This is a genomic window from Minwuia sp. IMCC3060, from assembly GCF_029909435.1.
In the GTDB taxonomy this organism is placed as follows: Bacteria; Pseudomonadota; Alphaproteobacteria; order Minwuiales; family Minwuiaceae; genus Minwuia.
Genome location: NZ_CP123782.1, coordinates 1,976,530 through 1,990,399, shown reverse-complemented (window position 1 = coordinate 1,990,399; position 13,870 = coordinate 1,976,530). Strand labels below are relative to the sequence as shown.

13 protein-coding genes are annotated in these 13,870 nt (G+C 66.1%); 4 read left to right on the top strand and 9 right to left on the bottom strand.

What is annotated here, in order from left to right; genetic code table 11:
- Nucleotides 1–58 precede the first annotated feature (58 nt).
- The 5 genes from gabD to QGV54_RS09320 all read right to left on the bottom strand — a co-directional run bounded on the left by gabD (nt 59) and on the right by QGV54_RS09320 (nt 4,620).
- Nucleotides 59–1,549, bottom strand: a complete 1,491-nt coding sequence (gene gabD, locus QGV54_RS09340; protein WP_281017108.1) for an NADP-dependent succinate-semialdehyde dehydrogenase — start codon at nt 1,547–1,549, stop codon at nt 59–61.
- An 89-nt stretch (nt 1,550–1,638) separates the two neighbouring features.
- Nucleotides 1,639–2,859: an MFS transporter gene (locus QGV54_RS09335; protein ID WP_348638777.1), complete on the bottom strand. Its 1,221-nt coding sequence runs from the start codon at nt 2,857–2,859 to the stop codon at nt 1,639–1,641.
- A gap of 57 nt (nt 2,860–2,916) precedes the next feature.
- Entirely contained in the window at nt 2,917–3,366 is a 450-nt protein-coding gene (locus QGV54_RS09330) for a PaaI family thioesterase (RefSeq protein ID WP_281017110.1), read from the bottom strand.
- The gene (locus tag QGV54_RS09325) at nt 3,363–3,833 is read right to left on the bottom strand and encodes a helix-turn-helix domain-containing protein (protein ID WP_281017111.1); all 471 of its coding nucleotides are present in this window, start codon (nt 3,831–3,833) and stop codon (nt 3,363–3,365) included. The genes QGV54_RS09330 and QGV54_RS09325 overlap by 4 nt, the downstream gene beginning before the upstream one ends.
- 190 nt (nt 3,834–4,023) lie before the next feature.
- Nucleotides 4,024–4,620: a 2-hydroxychromene-2-carboxylate isomerase gene (locus tag QGV54_RS09320; RefSeq protein ID WP_281017112.1), complete on the bottom strand. Its 597-nt coding sequence runs from the start codon at nt 4,618–4,620 to the stop codon at nt 4,024–4,026.
- Nucleotides 4,621–4,693: 73 nt separating this feature from the next.
- Here QGV54_RS09320 and QGV54_RS09315 point away from each other — a divergent pair, with 73 nt between their 5' ends.
- A complete protein-coding gene (locus QGV54_RS09315) occupies nt 4,694–6,793 on the top strand; it encodes a hydantoinase/oxoprolinase family protein (protein WP_281017113.1) in 2,100 nt (699 codons plus the stop codon).
- A complete protein-coding gene (locus QGV54_RS09310; RefSeq protein WP_281017114.1) occupies nt 6,790–8,511 on the top strand; it encodes a hydantoinase B/oxoprolinase family protein in 1,722 nt (573 codons plus the stop codon). The genes QGV54_RS09315 and QGV54_RS09310 overlap by 4 nt, the downstream gene beginning before the upstream one ends.
- A gap of 361 nt (nt 8,512–8,872) precedes the next feature.
- On the opposite strand, the gene QGV54_RS09305 is transcribed toward QGV54_RS09310, so the two are convergent.
- The 3 genes from QGV54_RS09305 to lipB are packed head-to-tail and all read right to left on the bottom strand — an operon-like array spanning nt 8,873 to nt 11,519.
- Entirely contained in the window at nt 8,873–9,667 is a 795-nt protein-coding gene (locus QGV54_RS09305) for an enoyl-CoA hydratase (protein ID WP_281017115.1), read from the bottom strand.
- A gap of 14 nt (nt 9,668–9,681) precedes the next feature.
- Nucleotides 9,682–10,875, bottom strand: a complete 1,194-nt coding sequence (locus QGV54_RS09300; RefSeq protein WP_281020140.1) for a CoA transferase — start codon at nt 10,873–10,875, stop codon at nt 9,682–9,684.
- Nucleotides 10,872–11,519: a lipoyl(octanoyl) transferase LipB gene (lipB, locus tag QGV54_RS09295; RefSeq protein ID WP_281017117.1), complete on the bottom strand. Its 648-nt coding sequence runs from the start codon at nt 11,517–11,519 to the stop codon at nt 10,872–10,874. The genes QGV54_RS09300 and lipB overlap by 4 nt, the downstream gene beginning before the upstream one ends.
- A gap of 65 nt (nt 11,520–11,584) precedes the next feature.
- On the opposite strand from lipB, the gene QGV54_RS09290 reads away from it, so the two are divergent.
- The gene (locus tag QGV54_RS09290) at nt 11,585–11,851 is read left to right on the top strand and encodes a FliM/FliN family flagellar motor switch protein (RefSeq protein ID WP_281017118.1); all 267 of its coding nucleotides are present in this window, start codon (nt 11,585–11,587) and stop codon (nt 11,849–11,851) included.
- A gap of 8 nt (nt 11,852–11,859) precedes the next feature.
- Here QGV54_RS09290 and QGV54_RS09285 read toward each other — a convergent pair whose 3' ends face one another.
- Nucleotides 11,860–12,810, bottom strand: a complete 951-nt coding sequence (locus QGV54_RS09285; RefSeq protein ID WP_281017119.1) for a glutathione S-transferase family protein — start codon at nt 12,808–12,810, stop codon at nt 11,860–11,862.
- A gap of 107 nt (nt 12,811–12,917) precedes the next feature.
- Here QGV54_RS09285 and QGV54_RS09280 point away from each other — a divergent pair, with 107 nt between their 5' ends.
- Nucleotides 12,918–13,847, top strand: coding sequence for a LysR family transcriptional regulator (locus QGV54_RS09280; protein ID WP_281017120.1), 930 nt, complete (start codon nt 12,918–12,920; stop codon nt 13,845–13,847).
- Nucleotides 13,848–13,870 lie beyond the last annotated feature (23 nt).

Here is a 13,870-nt window from a genome sequence, read left to right as displayed (position 1 = left end):
ACAGGCGGCGGGAGCCAAGTCCCGCCGCCTGAATGCCGCGTTCAGCAACATGTGATGGTCAGCTGTCGATGCCACCCATCAGCATGTACTTGATCTCCAGATAGTCATCGATGCCGTACTTGGAGCCTTCGCGACCGAAGCCGGACTCCTTCATGCCACCGAACGGTGCGACCTCGGTGGAGATGATGCCGGAATTGATGCCGACGATGCCATATTCCAGCGCCTCCGAAACCCGCCAGACACGACCCAGGTCACGGCCATAGAAATAGGCGGCGAGACCGAACTCGGTATCGTTCGCCATCTGGATTGCCTGCGCCTCGTCAGTGAAGCGGAACACGGGGGCGAGGGGGCCGAAGGTCTCTTCCCTTGCCACCTTCATGCCCGGCGTCACGTCCGCCACGATGGTGGGTTCGAAGAACTGGCCACCAAGTTCGTGGCGCTTGCCGCCCTGGACCAGCCGTCCGCCCTTGGCAATGGCGTCGTTGACGTGCTCCTCCACCTTGGCGACCGCAGCGTCGTCGATCAGCGGCCCCTGGTCGGTTTCACCCTTCAGGCCGTCACCGACGCGCAGTTTCGCCACAGCGGCCTGCAACTTGTCCAGGAAGGCGTCATAGATGCCGTCCTGTGCCAGGATACGATTGGCGCAGACGCAGGTCTGACCGGTGTTGCGGAACTTGGACATGATTGCGCCCTCGACCGCCGCATCCAGGTCGGCGTCATCGAAGACGATGAACGGCGCGTTGCCGCCCAGTTCCATGGTGGTCTTCTTCAGGGTGTCGGCGCACTGCTTCATCAGCATCTTGCCGATCTCCGTGGAGCCGGTGAAGGACAGCTTCCGCACTGTCGGATTGCTGGTCATCTCCCCGCCGATGGCAGATGAGGAGCCGGTGACCACCGACAGCAGCCCGGCGGGCAGACCGGCGCGATGCGCCAGTTCCGCCATGGCCAGCGCCGAATAGGGGGTCGATGTCGCGGGTTTCACCACCATGCCACATCCGGCGGCCAGCGCCGGGGCGGCCTTCCGGGTGATCATCGCGGCGGGGAAGTTCCACGGCGTGATGGCGGCACAGACGCCGATGCCCTGCTTGATGACCACGATGCGGGCGTCCGCGCGGTGGCTCGGGATGGTGTCGCCATAGATGCGCTTGCCCTCTTCCGCGAACCATTCGATGAAGCTTGCGGCATAGGCGACTTCGCCCTTTGCCTCGGCCAGCGGCTTGCCCTGTTCGGCGGTCATCAGGCGGGCCAGGTCTTCCTGATGCTCGAACATCAGATCGTGCCAGCGGCGCAGGATCACCGACCGTTCCTTGGCGGTCTTGGCCTGCCAGCCGGGCATCGCGGCCTCGGCCGCCGCGATGGCGCGCGCGGTTTCGTCCGCGCCCATCTTCGGCACGGTGCCGAGCTTGGCGCCGGACGCGGGATTGGTGACGTCGATGGTCTCTCCGCCGTCCGCGTCGCACCACTCGCCGTTGATGAAGCACTGTTCGCGGAACAGGTCCGCATCCTTCATGCCGATGGCCGGCACGCCCATGGGTGTCTGGTCGTTCATGACGCTCTCCCTCGCTTCTGATGCGTGATTTGCGGGCAACCTATCACGGCCCGGAGCGGACATGAAACGCGACGAAGCGTGGCGGTGGCTCAGGCCGCCACCTTCCGCTCCAGCGGTCGCTCGTCGATGGGGAAGTGGACCAGTGCCGCCAGCACACCCAGCGCGATGCTGAGCCACCAGACGATGTCATAGCTGCCATAGATGTCGAACAGCAGCCCCCCCAGCCAGACGCCGAGGAAGGCCCCCACCTGATGGCTGAAGAAGACGATGCCTGCCAGCATGCCGATGTACTGGGCGCCGAAGATCTGGCCCACCAGCCCGGTGGTCAGCGGCACGGTGGAGAGCCAGAGCAGCCCGATCATGCCGGAGAAGATCAGGATCGTCGTTTCACTGACCGGGGAGTAGAGCAGGAACAGGATTGCCGCGGATCGTGCCAGATAGAGAAAGCTCAGCATGTACTTCTTGCTGTAGCGATCCCCCAGCACCCCGGCCATCAGCGTGCCGAAGATGTTGAACATGCCGATGACCATCAGCGCGACGGCTCCCAGTCCGGGATCGAGCCCGAGGTCGCGGATGTAGGAGGGCAGGTGACTGCCGATGAAGGTGACATGGAAACCGCAGACGAAGAAGCCGGCGATCAGCAGGATGTAGCCGCGATGCCGACCCGCCTCCCGCAGCGCTGCGCCAAAGGTCTGGGTGCTGCCGACCGTCGCCTGCGGACGTCCGGCCAGCGGAATGGTCAGGGGCACGATGATCAGCACCATCATGGACATGATCAGCAGCGCCGTGACCCAGCCATAGCCGTCGATGAAGGTCTGGGCGAGCGGGGACAGCACCATCTGTCCGGCCGATCCGCCCATGGTCACGACGGACATGACCAGGGTCCGCCGGTGCATCGGCGTGCGCCGCGCCACGACCGCCATGCCGATGTTCATGGAGGCAAAGCCCTGCGCGATGCCGATCAGCACCCCGCCTGCCAGGTGCATGGCCACCGGCACGCCGGAGAAGCTGATCGCCAGGATGCCGACGGCATAGAAGATGCCGCCCAGCGCCATGACCTTGCCCGCGCCGTAGCGGTCGGCGATGGCCCCGGCGAAGGGTTGCGTCACGCCCCACATGATGTTCTGCAGCGCCAGGGTCATGGAGAAGACCTCCCGCCCCCAGGACATGGAGTCGGAGATCGGATCCAGGAACAGGCCGAACATGTTCCGCGTGCCCATGCCGAAGAACACGATCAGCGACGCCGAGATGACCATCAGCCAGAGCGGCCAGCGCCGCACCAGCGCGGATGTTTCAGATGTTGCCGTCATTTGCCTGTTCTCCCCCACGGCGCGGTGCGCCGGCCTCGACCAGATAGTCCTGTCCGATCACATGTCCATGATGATGCAGGTTGTGGTGCCATGTGCAATCAGCCGATCCTCGGCATCGACCAGCTTGCCCTCCGCCGTGGCGGTGGAACGTCCGGCATGTATCACCTTGCCGATGGCGCGCACCTTGCCGATGCCCGGGCGCATGGCGCGGATGTAATTGATCTTCAGTTCCAGCGTCGTGTAGCTCTTGCCCGCCGGCAGCGTGGAATGCACCGCGCAGCCCATGCAGGAGTCCAGCAGGGTCGCGGCATAGCCGCCGTGGACCGTCTTCAGCGGATTCAGGTGGTTCTCGTTCGGCTCGCCCTCGAAATCGACGCGCCCGTGCTCGACGTGGGCCACGGTGAAGTTCAGCGTCCGCCCGATGCTGGGCGCGGAACCGGCATTGCTGAAAGCCATCTCGAGCGCCTGCAGGCCGGTCATTTCCTTCAGTGATCCCGGAGCATTCATGATCGTCGTTCCTTCTCGCTGACACTGCCGTGCACGACGGCCCGTGTGTTTCTCGTGGTCAGGGGACTGGCGCATTGCGGGCAGTCGATGCGCGGTTCGATGACCGTGTTGCAGTCGGTATGGAGATAGCTGACCGCCGTGCCGTCCGGGTGGGGCAGGTGCCGGTCGGCCCAGGCGGAGAGCGCCAGGATGACCGGCATCAGATCGCGTCCGGCCTCGGTCAGGCGATACTCCTCCCGCAGGGGCCGCTGCGAATAGGCTTCGCGGCGCAGCACGCCCTTCTCCACGAGCATGTTCAGCCGTTCCGTCAGCACACGCCGGGCGATGCCGAGGCGGGAATGGAAATCCTCGAACCGGCGCACGCCCAGCAGGCAGTCACGCACCACCATCATTGTCCAGCGGTCACCCAGCACCGACTCGGCGCGGGCCACGGCACACTGCTGGTTTTCGAGATCGCTCCACCGCATGGGTCTGTATTCCACTCCGATCTGATCGTCGCGCCAGCATCAGGTCTGTTTTTAAGACGGACAAGTGAGATTTCCTGCCGGTTCGCGACAGAATTCCTCTGGTGAGGTCAGCAGACCGCTTCAGGGCGCCGCGATCCGCACCAGTTCTCCGGCGGAGTTCTGGTGGCGGGTATGCAGCCGCAGACGCACCTCAGTCCGCCGCCTGCAAGGCGTCCGCGATGAATTCCATGCGGTCCTTGCCCCAGAACAGCTCCGTGCCGACGATGAATGACGGGGCGCCGAAGACGCCGCGCTTCAGGGCATTGTCGGTTTCGTCGATCAGCGCCTGCTTCATGGCGGGTTCCTCGGTCCGGCGGACGAAATCCTCGGGGTCCTGACCGATTTCCCGCGCGACATCGGCCAGCCCGGCCAGGGTCGCGACACTGGCGTCGTTCTGCTCCCAGTAGCGGCGGAAGATGGCGTCCAGATAGGCGTCCTCGCAGCCGAACTCACGCGCGACCAGCGATCCGCGCAATGAAATGCTGGTCTTGATCGGAAAGGTGTCGGGGAAGCGGAAGGGCAGGTCATGGCGCGCGGCCCAGCGTTCGAGATCGCGCTTGCGGTTGGCGATCTTGGCGGCGGGTTCCTCCATCAGCACATACTTGTGGTGCCGGAAGACATGGCCGAGGTTGAACGGGCGCATCCGGATGGTCGCGCCGTGACGGGCCGCAAGCGGGCGGATCAGGTGCAGGGCGAAATAGGTATTGGTGCTGCCCGTGTCCCAGAAGAACTCGATTTCCTTCGCCATGGCTGCCACCCGCTTCCCGTGATTGATGCGCCTGCCCGGAACGTCCAGACTGCGCCGACAGGGAGGACGATACATGAAGCCTGAGGCCGCGATAACACCGCCATGGCGCATTGGCGTCGACATTGGGGGCACCTTCACCGACATGGCGCTGATCGACGCCAGCGGGTCGTTGCGTGTGTTCAAGTCCCCCTCGACGCCCGCCGATCCGGCGAAGGGCGTGGTGAACGTGCTGGAAGTCGCAGCCGCGGCGCTGGGCGTCGCGGTGGGCGACCTGCTGCGGCAGTGCCGTCTGTTCGTGCATGGATCAACCATCGCCACCAACACGATCCTGGAGCGGAAGGGCGTGTCGGTCGGCATGCTGGTGACAGAAGGGTTTCGCGACTTCCTGGAGATCAGGCGCGGCCTGCGCGCCGACCAGTGGGACCATCGCGCGCCCTTTCCCCCTGTGCTGGTGCCGCGATACCTGCGCCGTCCCGTGCGCGGGCGTCTGGACCGGGACGGGAGTGAGGAGTCGCCCCTGAACACTGACGATGTACGTGACGCCGTGCGGTTCTTCGAGGCTGAGGGCGTGGAGTCCATCGCCGTCTGCCTGATGAATGCCTACGTCGATCCGGTGCACGAGCGGCAGGTGGCGGAAGTTGTCTCGGCGGAATGGTCAGGTCGCTGGTTGTCCCTGTCATCGGAGATCAATCCGGTGGTGGGTGAGTACGAACGCGGCTCCACCACCGTCATGAATGCCTATATCGCACCGAAGGTCGTCGGATACCTGGAACGGCTGGAGCAGCAGTTGCAGGCGGCGGGACTGCAGCAGTCCATCCTGCTGGTGCAGTCGAACGGCGGTGTGGTCTCGGCGCAGGAGGCTGCGGCGCGGCCCGTCAACCTGGCCCTGTCGGGACCGGCAGCCGGTGTCGGGGCGCTGAACCTCTATCGGACGCTGACCGGCATCGACGATCTGGTGGCGATGGAGATCGGCGGCACAAGCTGTGATGTCACTCTGATGGCCGGTGGCGATGTCCCCGTCTCCGATGCGCTGGAGATCGACGGCTATCACCTGGCAACGCCTGCGGTGGATATTCACACCGTCGGTGCCGGAGGCGGGACGCTGGCCGGCGTGGACGGCGGCGGCATGTTGCGTGTCGGGCCGGAGGGGGCAGGGGCCGATCCCGGACCCGCCGCCTACGGGCTGGGCAATGACCGCCCGACGGCCACGGATGCGCATCTGGTGCTGGGGCGGCTGCGGCCCGGACCCATGGCAGGCGGCGCGGTGACACTGGACGAGGCGCGTGCGGCAAGGGCAATCGAGGATCATGTCGCCCGACCGCTGGGCCTGAGCGTGGAGCAGGCGGCCATCGGAATCCTGCGCCTGCTGGAGCAGAACCTGCTGCACGCGGTGGAGCGGCTGTCGGTGGAGCGTGGCTACGATCCGAAGCGTTTCACCCTGGTCGCGGCGGGGGGTGCGGGACCGATGCATGGGGTGGCGGTCGCCCGCGCGCTCGGCTGCGAACGGGTCTTCGTGCCGGTGCAGGCCGGGGCCTTCTGTGCGCTGGGGATGCTCTGGTCGGACGTGCGGCTGGATTCGCTCAGGGTGATGGATGGCGACCTGGACGCGATCACGGCAGACGAAGTGGCCGAAGGCTTCGGTCCCCTGCTCGACACGGCCGCGCGGGCGCTGGAGCGGGAAGGTTTCACGGCGGCGGAGGCGGAGGTCCAGCGGGTCTTCGACCTGCGCTACAAGGGGCAGCAGTGGTCGCTGCGCACTGTGGTACCGGAGAGTGGTGAAACACTTGACCGGTCCTCCATCCGTCAGGCGTTCGAGGCCGATCACGAACGGCGCTTCGGCCATATCCAGCCCGATGGCAAACTGCTGATCACCGCACTGCGCGCCGTCGCCACGGGGCGCATCGAACGGCAGGCACCGAAGGGCATGGCCGAACGCTCTGACGGCGGCAAGCCGGTGCCGCAGGATCACCGTCGCGCCTTCGTTGATGCGGCAACGGGCTGGGCGGATGTGCCTGTGCATGCCTCCGACAGCCTGCTGCCCGGGCACCGGCTGACAGGCCCGGCGATCATCGAGGCCCCGACAACGACCGTACTTGTCGGCGCGGGGGATGAACTGAGCGTGGATGACCACGGCAACTACCTGATCAATATTGCAGTGGGAGGCGCAGCATGAACATCGATCCGGTGACCCTGGCGCTGGTACAGAACCGTCTGGACCACATCTCCCGCCAGATGGGCTTCGTCATGACGCGTACCGCGCGCAGCCCGATCTTCAACCAGAGTCACGACTTCTCCTGTTTCATCGCCGATGCGGCCGGCACCCTGATCAGCCAGGCGGACGGCATTCCGATCCATACCGGCGGTGGCGGCTTCACGGTGCGGGCACTCATCGATGCCTTTGCCGGACGGATCGAGCCTGACGACATCTTCCTGTCGAACGACCCTTACGTGGCGGGCGGCAACCATCTGCCGGACTGGGTGATCAGCCGCCCGGTCTTCGTCGACGGGGAACTGGCCGCCTGGACCTGCAACCGGGCGCACCAGTCCGACATCGGCGGTGGTGCGGCAGGCACCTACAACCCCGAAGCCACGGAGATATTCCATGAAGGCATCCGACTGCCGCCGCTGAAACTGTTCGAGCGCGGGGAGGTGCGTGACGACCTCTGGCAGTTGCTGCTGCTCAACAGCCGCACGCCGGAACTGCTGGACGGTGACCTGCGCGCCATGATCGGCTCCACCCGCATCGGCGCGGAGCGGCTGGCGGAGCTGGTCACCGAACTGGGGCGGGAGGCCGGGGCAGGCTATTTCGACGCCCTGCTGTCCTATGCCGACCAGCGTTTCCGCCAGGCCTGTGAGGAACTGCCGCGCGGCACTTACAGCGCCACGGAGATCACCGACAATGACTGCTTCGAGCAGCGCGACATCAAGGTCTGCGTGGCGGTGACCGTGACCGATGACGGGGTGAAGGTGGATTTCACCGGGTCCGACCCGCAGATGCGCGGCTTCAAGAACTCCTCCCTCGCCAATACCCATTCCGCCGTCTACATGGCGCTGGCGTCCTTCTTCGACCCGGACATGCCGCGCAACGAAGGCGCGTTCCGCTCCGTCGAGATCGTCGCGCCCTACGGCACGGTGGTGAACCCGCGCCCGCCCGCGCCTCTGACCATGTGCACCGTGTTCATCGCGCACGAGATCGTCCACGCCATCTGGCGCGCGCTGGGGGAGGCGGTGCCGTCCCGCGCCTGCGCCGGTTGGGGCAAGACGATCCACAACATCACCTCCGGCCGCCAGCCCGGCAGCACCGAGCCCTATGTGATGTACAACTGGGCCGCCAATGCGGCGGGCGGTGCGGTGGAGGGCCGGGACGGTTTCAACCAGATCGGCCTGCTGATCGCCCTCGGCGGGCTGCATCTGCCCAACGCGGAGGGGTATGAGCGGATCTACCCCGCCATGATCCGTCGCCAGGAATTCCGCACCGATGCGGCAGGGGCCGGCACGTTCCGGGGCGGCAGCGGGGTGCACTACGCCGTCGATGTGACCGGCGACGCGACCTATTCCTTCCGGGGGGAGGGACTGGACACCCCCTCCGGCTTCGGCATCCAGGGCGGCGGCACCGGGTCCGCCGGTACGATGCATGTGCAGTCCGCCGATGGCACCACATTTACGGCGCCGAAGTATGGCGTCCGCGAGTTCCCGCCCGCCCGTCTGGAGGCCTCATCCCCTGCCGGTGGCGGCTGGGGCGACCCGAAACAGCGCGATCCGGCACTGGTGCTCCGCGACGTCCGCGACGAGATCGTCAGCACGGAGGCGGCGCGGGAGGTCTACGGCGTTGTGATTGCCGGGGATGGCCGGTCGGTGGACATGGAAGCGACGCGGGCGGCAAGAGGGTAAGGGGTACGCCCTTGCCTGGATTTTCCCCGCGCCCACCCCAGACACGACGCTCGCGGAGGTGGTCCGCGAGCCCAGTCTCCGACGTCTGTGCGGCACTGCTGGGTACCCGGGTCGAGCCCGGGCACGGCGTCATGCGGGGTGGGGCAGCTGGTGATCAAATTGCATCCACCCCAGCCACGACGCTCGCGGACTTGATCCGCGAGCCCAGTCTCCGACGCTTGTGCGACACTGCTGGGTACCCGGGTCGAGCCTGGGCACGGCGTCATGGGGGTGGCCAGGCATGGAAACAGTCTCTCCACCCTCGCTCCGACGCTCGCGGACTTGATCCACGAGCCCATGCAGCGGTGCAGGCGGAGGCCCTTCAGCTTCCCTTGAACGCAGGCTGGCGCTTTTCCATGAAGGCGGTGCGGCCCTCACGGAAGTCGTCGCTGGCGAAGCAGGCTTCGACGGCAGCGTCGCAGGCGGCGATGTCGCGATGGTCGGGGTCCTTGGCGAGTTCGTCGATGGTCATCTTGGCGGCCTGGATGGTCAGCGGCGCGTTGGCGGCGATGCGGGCGGCATAGTCGCGGGTATAGCTCTCCAGTTCCGCCGTCGGGACCATGCGGTTGATCAGGCCCATGCGTTCTGCCTCCGGCGCGTCGAACTGGCGGGCGGTGAAGAAGATCTCCTTGGCATAGGCCGGACCGACGATGTCCAGCAGCCGCTTCGTGCCACCGACGCCATAGCCGAGGCCGAGCCGCGCGGCCGGCACGGCGAAGCGGGCATTGTCGGCGGCGATGCGGATGTCGGCGGACAGCGACACGGCGACACCGCCACCGATGCAGAAGCCGTTGATCATGGCGATGACCGGCTTCTTCACCTTCACCAGCGCCGCGTGGGCCTTGCCCGCCACGGCGTCATAGACCTTGGTGGCTTCGGGCGAGTTGCGCTTCTCGCCGAATTCCGAAATGTCCGCGCCCGCGATGAAGGCCTTGTCGCCCGCGCCCTTCATGATGATCACCCGGATGTCCGGATCCGCGGCATAGGCATCGACGATCGCCGGAATCGCGGCCCACATGTCGACGGAGACGGCGTTCCGCTTCTCCGGCTGGTTGAAGATGATCCAGCCGATGGCCCCGTCCTTTTCCGCCAGCATCCGTGTCGTTTCGAGTTTCATCGCGTCTTCCCCAGTCAGATGATGCCATCGGCGCGCAGCGCCGCGATCCGGTCAGCGTCGTAGCCCAATCCGGCAAGAATGTCGTTGGTGTGTTCGCCCTTCGGCGCAATGCGGTGGCGCAGCGCCGGGTCCAGGTCACCCATCTGGATCGGCTGTCCCACCAGTGTCAGGTCCGGCCCGTCATCCTCCACCCGGCGTGCCATGCCGAGATGCCGGACCTGCGGGTCGGCGAAGGTCTGGTCGATGCCGTTGATCGGGCCGCAGGGGACACCTGCCGCGTTCAGCACCTCGATCCAGTCGGCACTGCTGCGGGTCTTCAGGATGGCCGCGACCCGGTCGTTCAGTGCGGCCCGGTTGCGATAGCGCCTGCCGCCGCTGACATAGTCCGGGTCATCCGCCAGCTCCGGCGCACCGATGCATTCGCAGAACCGGCGATAGATCGTGTCACCGACGGCAGCCACGTTGATGTGACCGTCGGCAGTTGCATAGGCGTTGGTGGGAACCGAGGTCGGGTGCTCGTTGCCGACGCGGCCTGCCACTTCGTCCTCCACCAGCCAGCGCGCCGCCTGGAAGTCGAGCATGAAGGTCTGGGCCTGCAGCAGCGACGTGCGCACCCACTGGCCCTTGCCGGTCTGTCCCCGCCCGATCAGCGCCATCAGGATCGCCTGCGCCGCCAGCAGCCCCGCCGTCAGGTCGGCGATGGGTATACCCACCCGCATCGGCGGCCCGTCCGGATCGCCGGTGATCGACATCAGTCCGCCCATGCCCTGGGCGATCTGGTCGACGCCGGGACGCTTCCGGTAGGGACCGTCCTGACCGAACCCGGAGATGGAGGCCAGGATGATGCGCGGGTTGATGGCTTCCAGCGCGGGCCAGTCGATGCCCAGCCGTTCCTTCACGTCGGGGCGGTAGTTCTCGACCACCACGTCGGCCTGTCGCACCAGATCGGCCATGACCTGCCGTCCCTCCGGTTGTTTCAGGTTCAGGGTCATGCTGCGCTTGTTGCGGTGCAGGTTCTGGAAGTCGGGGCCATCCCGTGGCCCACCCAGCTCGCCGTCACCGCCGGCGGCGTCCGGCATCTCGATCTTGATGACATCCGCGCCCCAGTCGGCCAGCTGCCGGACAGCGGTCGGCCCGGCGCGCACCCGTGTCAGATCCAGCACCGTATAGGGCGCAAGGGGCAGGGGAGAATCCGCTGAAACACTCATGCCGCCACGCCCTCCCGCGCTTCGAAGATGGTCAGGAACGCCTGCTTCAGCACTGCATCCACCTCCGCCACGCTCGCATCGATGCCCAGATCGGCCAGCGATGTGACCCCATGTTCCTGGATACCGCAAGGCACGATGCCGCTGAAGTGGTCCAGGTCGGGGGCCACGTTGATGGAGATGCCGTGAAAGCTGACCCAGCGCCGGACGCGGACCCCGATGGCGGCGATCTTGTCCTCCCGCCCGTCATCGCGGACCACCCAGACGCCGACCCTGCCGTCCCGCCGCTCCCCGGTCACGCCGAAGGCGGCGAGGGTGGCTATGACCCATGACTCCAGATCATGCACGAAGCGGCGGATGTCCTGACCGCGCGGCTTCAGGTCCAGCATGACATAGCCAACCCGCTGTCCCGGCCCGTGATAGGTATATTCGCCGCCGCGCCCGCTGTGGAACACCGGAAACCGGTCCGGCTGCAGCAGATCGGCGGCATTGGCGGAGGTGCCGGCGGTATAGAGCGGCGGATGCTCCAGCAGCCATACACAATCCGCTGCGCCGTCGTTGCGGATTGCCGCGACGCGCTGCTCCATCCAGTCCACGGCCTGCGTGTAGGGGACCGGATCGCCCGATATCCGCCATTCGGAATTCATGCGTTCTGTTTACCGCCTGCTAACCACGTTGCCTCATCATAAGGCCAGTTTCAGCAGGAGTGGACATGAGCAAGCAGGATACGGCAACCGTCGAAATGGCGCTGAGCGATGTGGAGGTGGAAATCTCCGTCGTGCTCGGGCGAGCCCAGATGCCCATTCACCAGTTGCTGAAGATGGGGCGTGGGGCGGTCATCGAACTCGATGCCGACGTGGACGACCCGGCCTGGATCCTGGCCAACGACAAGGTCATCGCCCGTGGCGAGATCGTCGTGACCGGGGAACATGTCGGCATCTCCGTACTCGACACCTTCCGGGACAGCAGCGGCGACTGACACCGCAGTCAGTCGCCGCGTCCGTGCGGCGCGTTGAAGTCGATGTCGGGTCCGACGGAGACGATACGCGTCGGGTTCACGTTCTCATGACTGGCGTAATAGTGGGTGCGGATGTGGTCCATGTTCACCGTCTCCGCCACGCCGGGCCACTGGTAGAGCTCCCGCGTCCAGGCGAACAGGTTCGGATAGTCGACCAGCCGCCGGATATTGCACTTGAAGTGCCCATGGTAGACATGATCGAAGCGGATCAGTGTCGGGAACAGGCGCCAGTCGGCCTCCGTGATGCGATCCCCCACCAGGTAGCGTTGCCGGCCCAGCCGTTCCTCCAGCCAGTCCAGTGAATCGAATAGGGCGTGGACAGCCTCCTCGTAGGCGTCCTGCTTCACCGCGAAGCCGCTGCGGTAGACACCATTGTTGACGGTCTCGTAGACCCGCTTGTTCACGGCATCGATCTCGTCGCGCAGTTCTTTCGGGTAATAGTCGCCGGGCTTCGCGAAGGCATCGAACTCGCTGTTCAGCATCCGGATGATCTCGGACGACTCGTTGGAAACGATGGTCTGGCCATGGGTGTCCCAAAAGACGGGCACGCTGCTGCGCCCGGAATAGCGCGGGTTGGCGGTGGTATAGAGCTGGTGCGAATAGGTAAATCCGTTCACCCGGTCCCCGGTCGCGCCTGGATATGCCGTGAACTCCCAGCCGTTCTCCATCATCAGCGGGCTGACGACGGAGAAGCCGATGACATCCTGCAGCCCCTTGATCGCCCGATAGATCAGGGTGCGGTGCGCCCAGGGGCAGGCGTAGGAAACATAGAGGTGGTAGCGCCCGGCCTCCGGGGGGAAGTCCGTGCTGCCATCGGCCCGGATCCAGTTGCGCATCTGCGCGTCGATGCGGACGAACTCGCCCTTTTCCGATGGCTTGCGCGGCACCGCGCGCCAAACACCGTCCTCGAGTTGTCCCATGGTTCCCGCCTCCCGTTGCGCTGTCAGGGAAATATGGCGCGGTGCGGGCTGACAGACCACCGCGCACGTGGAACAATCCGGTTTCCAGATGGAAACAGGAACCCCGGATGCATGATCTATCTGCCATGGCCGTCTTCGCCGCGATCGCGGAGGCGGGAAGCCTGACGCAGGCCGCCGAACGGCTCTCGCTCTCCAAGTCCGCCGTTTCCAAGCAGCTTTCGCGGCTGGAGGAACGGCTGGGCGCGCGGCTGGTCAACCGCAATACCCGCCAGGTCAGCCTGACGGAGGTCGGCATCGTCTATTTCGACTTCTGCGCCCGCATCCTGGAGGAGGCCGAGGCCGCGGAGGCAGCCGTGGCCAACCTGCAGGACGCGCCGCGTGGCCGCCTGCGGGTCAATGCGCCCATGAGCTTCGGCACCATGCACCTGGCGGCGGCGCTGACCGGCTTCGCGAATGCCTATCCCGAGATCACTGTGGATCTCGAGCTGACGGACGCCTTCGTCGATCTGGTGGACGGTGGAATCGACGTGGCCGTCCGCATCACCTCCATGCAGGACTCCACCCTGATCGCACGGCAACTCGCCCCGGCGTGCCGCATGGTGGCCGCCAGCCCCGACTACCTGGCCGAACACGGCACGCCGCAGCACCCGCGGGACCTGAGCCGCCACAACTGCATGATCTATTCGCTGGCTCCAAACCCGGGCACATGGGTGTTCCGTGAGGCGGATGGATCGGCCATGCCGATTCCGGTGCAGGGCTCCATCCGGTCCAACAATGGAGAGGTACTGCGGGAGGCCGCGATTGCCGGTCTCGGCATCCTGGTCGATCCGACCTTCATCACCTACCGCGCGATCCGCGACGGACGGCTCGTGCCGCTGCTCTGTGACTACGAACTGCCACGGTCCGGCATCCACGCCGTCTACCCCAACCGCCGCCACCTCTCGCCCAAGGTGCGGGCCTTCATCGACTTCCTCGGCAACCACTTCGGCGACCCGCCCTACTGGGACCGCCACATCCAGACCGTGCTGGACCGCTGACGCCGGTCTCGGGACTGGCAGGC

Bases quoted from the DNA above. Each gene is read 5' to 3' on its own strand.
- gabD (WP_281017108.1), bottom strand. From the start codon at position 1,549: ATGAACGACCAGACACCCATGGGCGTGCCGGCCATCGGCATGAAGGAT.
- QGV54_RS09335 (WP_348638777.1), bottom strand. From the start codon at position 2,859: ATGACGGCAACATCTGAAACATCCGCGCTGGTGCGGCGCTGGCCGCTC.
- QGV54_RS09330 (WP_281017110.1), bottom strand. From the start codon at position 3,366: ATGAATGCTCCGGGATCACTGAAGGAAATGACCGGCCTGCAGGCGCTC.
- QGV54_RS09325 (WP_281017111.1), bottom strand. From the start codon at position 3,833: ATGCGGTGGAGCGATCTCGAAAACCAGCAGTGTGCCGTGGCCCGCGCC.
- QGV54_RS09320 (WP_281017112.1), bottom strand. From the start codon at position 4,620: ATGGCGAAGGAAATCGAGTTCTTCTGGGACACGGGCAGCACCAATACC.
- QGV54_RS09315 (WP_281017113.1), top strand. From the start codon at position 4,694: ATGAAGCCTGAGGCCGCGATAACACCGCCATGGCGCATTGGCGTCGAC.
- QGV54_RS09310 (WP_281017114.1), top strand. From the start codon at position 6,790: ATGAACATCGATCCGGTGACCCTGGCGCTGGTACAGAACCGTCTGGAC.
- QGV54_RS09305 (WP_281017115.1), bottom strand. From the start codon at position 9,667: ATGAAACTCGAAACGACACGGATGCTGGCGGAAAAGGACGGGGCCATC.
- QGV54_RS09300 (WP_281020140.1), bottom strand. From the start codon at position 10,875: ATGAGTGTTTCAGCGGATTCTCCCCTGCCCCTTGCGCCCTATACGGTG.
- lipB (WP_281017117.1), bottom strand. From the start codon at position 11,519: ATGAATTCCGAATGGCGGATATCGGGCGATCCGGTCCCCTACACGCAG.
- QGV54_RS09290 (WP_281017118.1), top strand. From the start codon at position 11,585: ATGAGCAAGCAGGATACGGCAACCGTCGAAATGGCGCTGAGCGATGTG.
- QGV54_RS09285 (WP_281017119.1), bottom strand. From the start codon at position 12,810: ATGGGACAACTCGAGGACGGTGTTTGGCGCGCGGTGCCGCGCAAGCCA.
- QGV54_RS09280 (WP_281017120.1), top strand. From the start codon at position 12,918: ATGCATGATCTATCTGCCATGGCCGTCTTCGCCGCGATCGCGGAGGCG.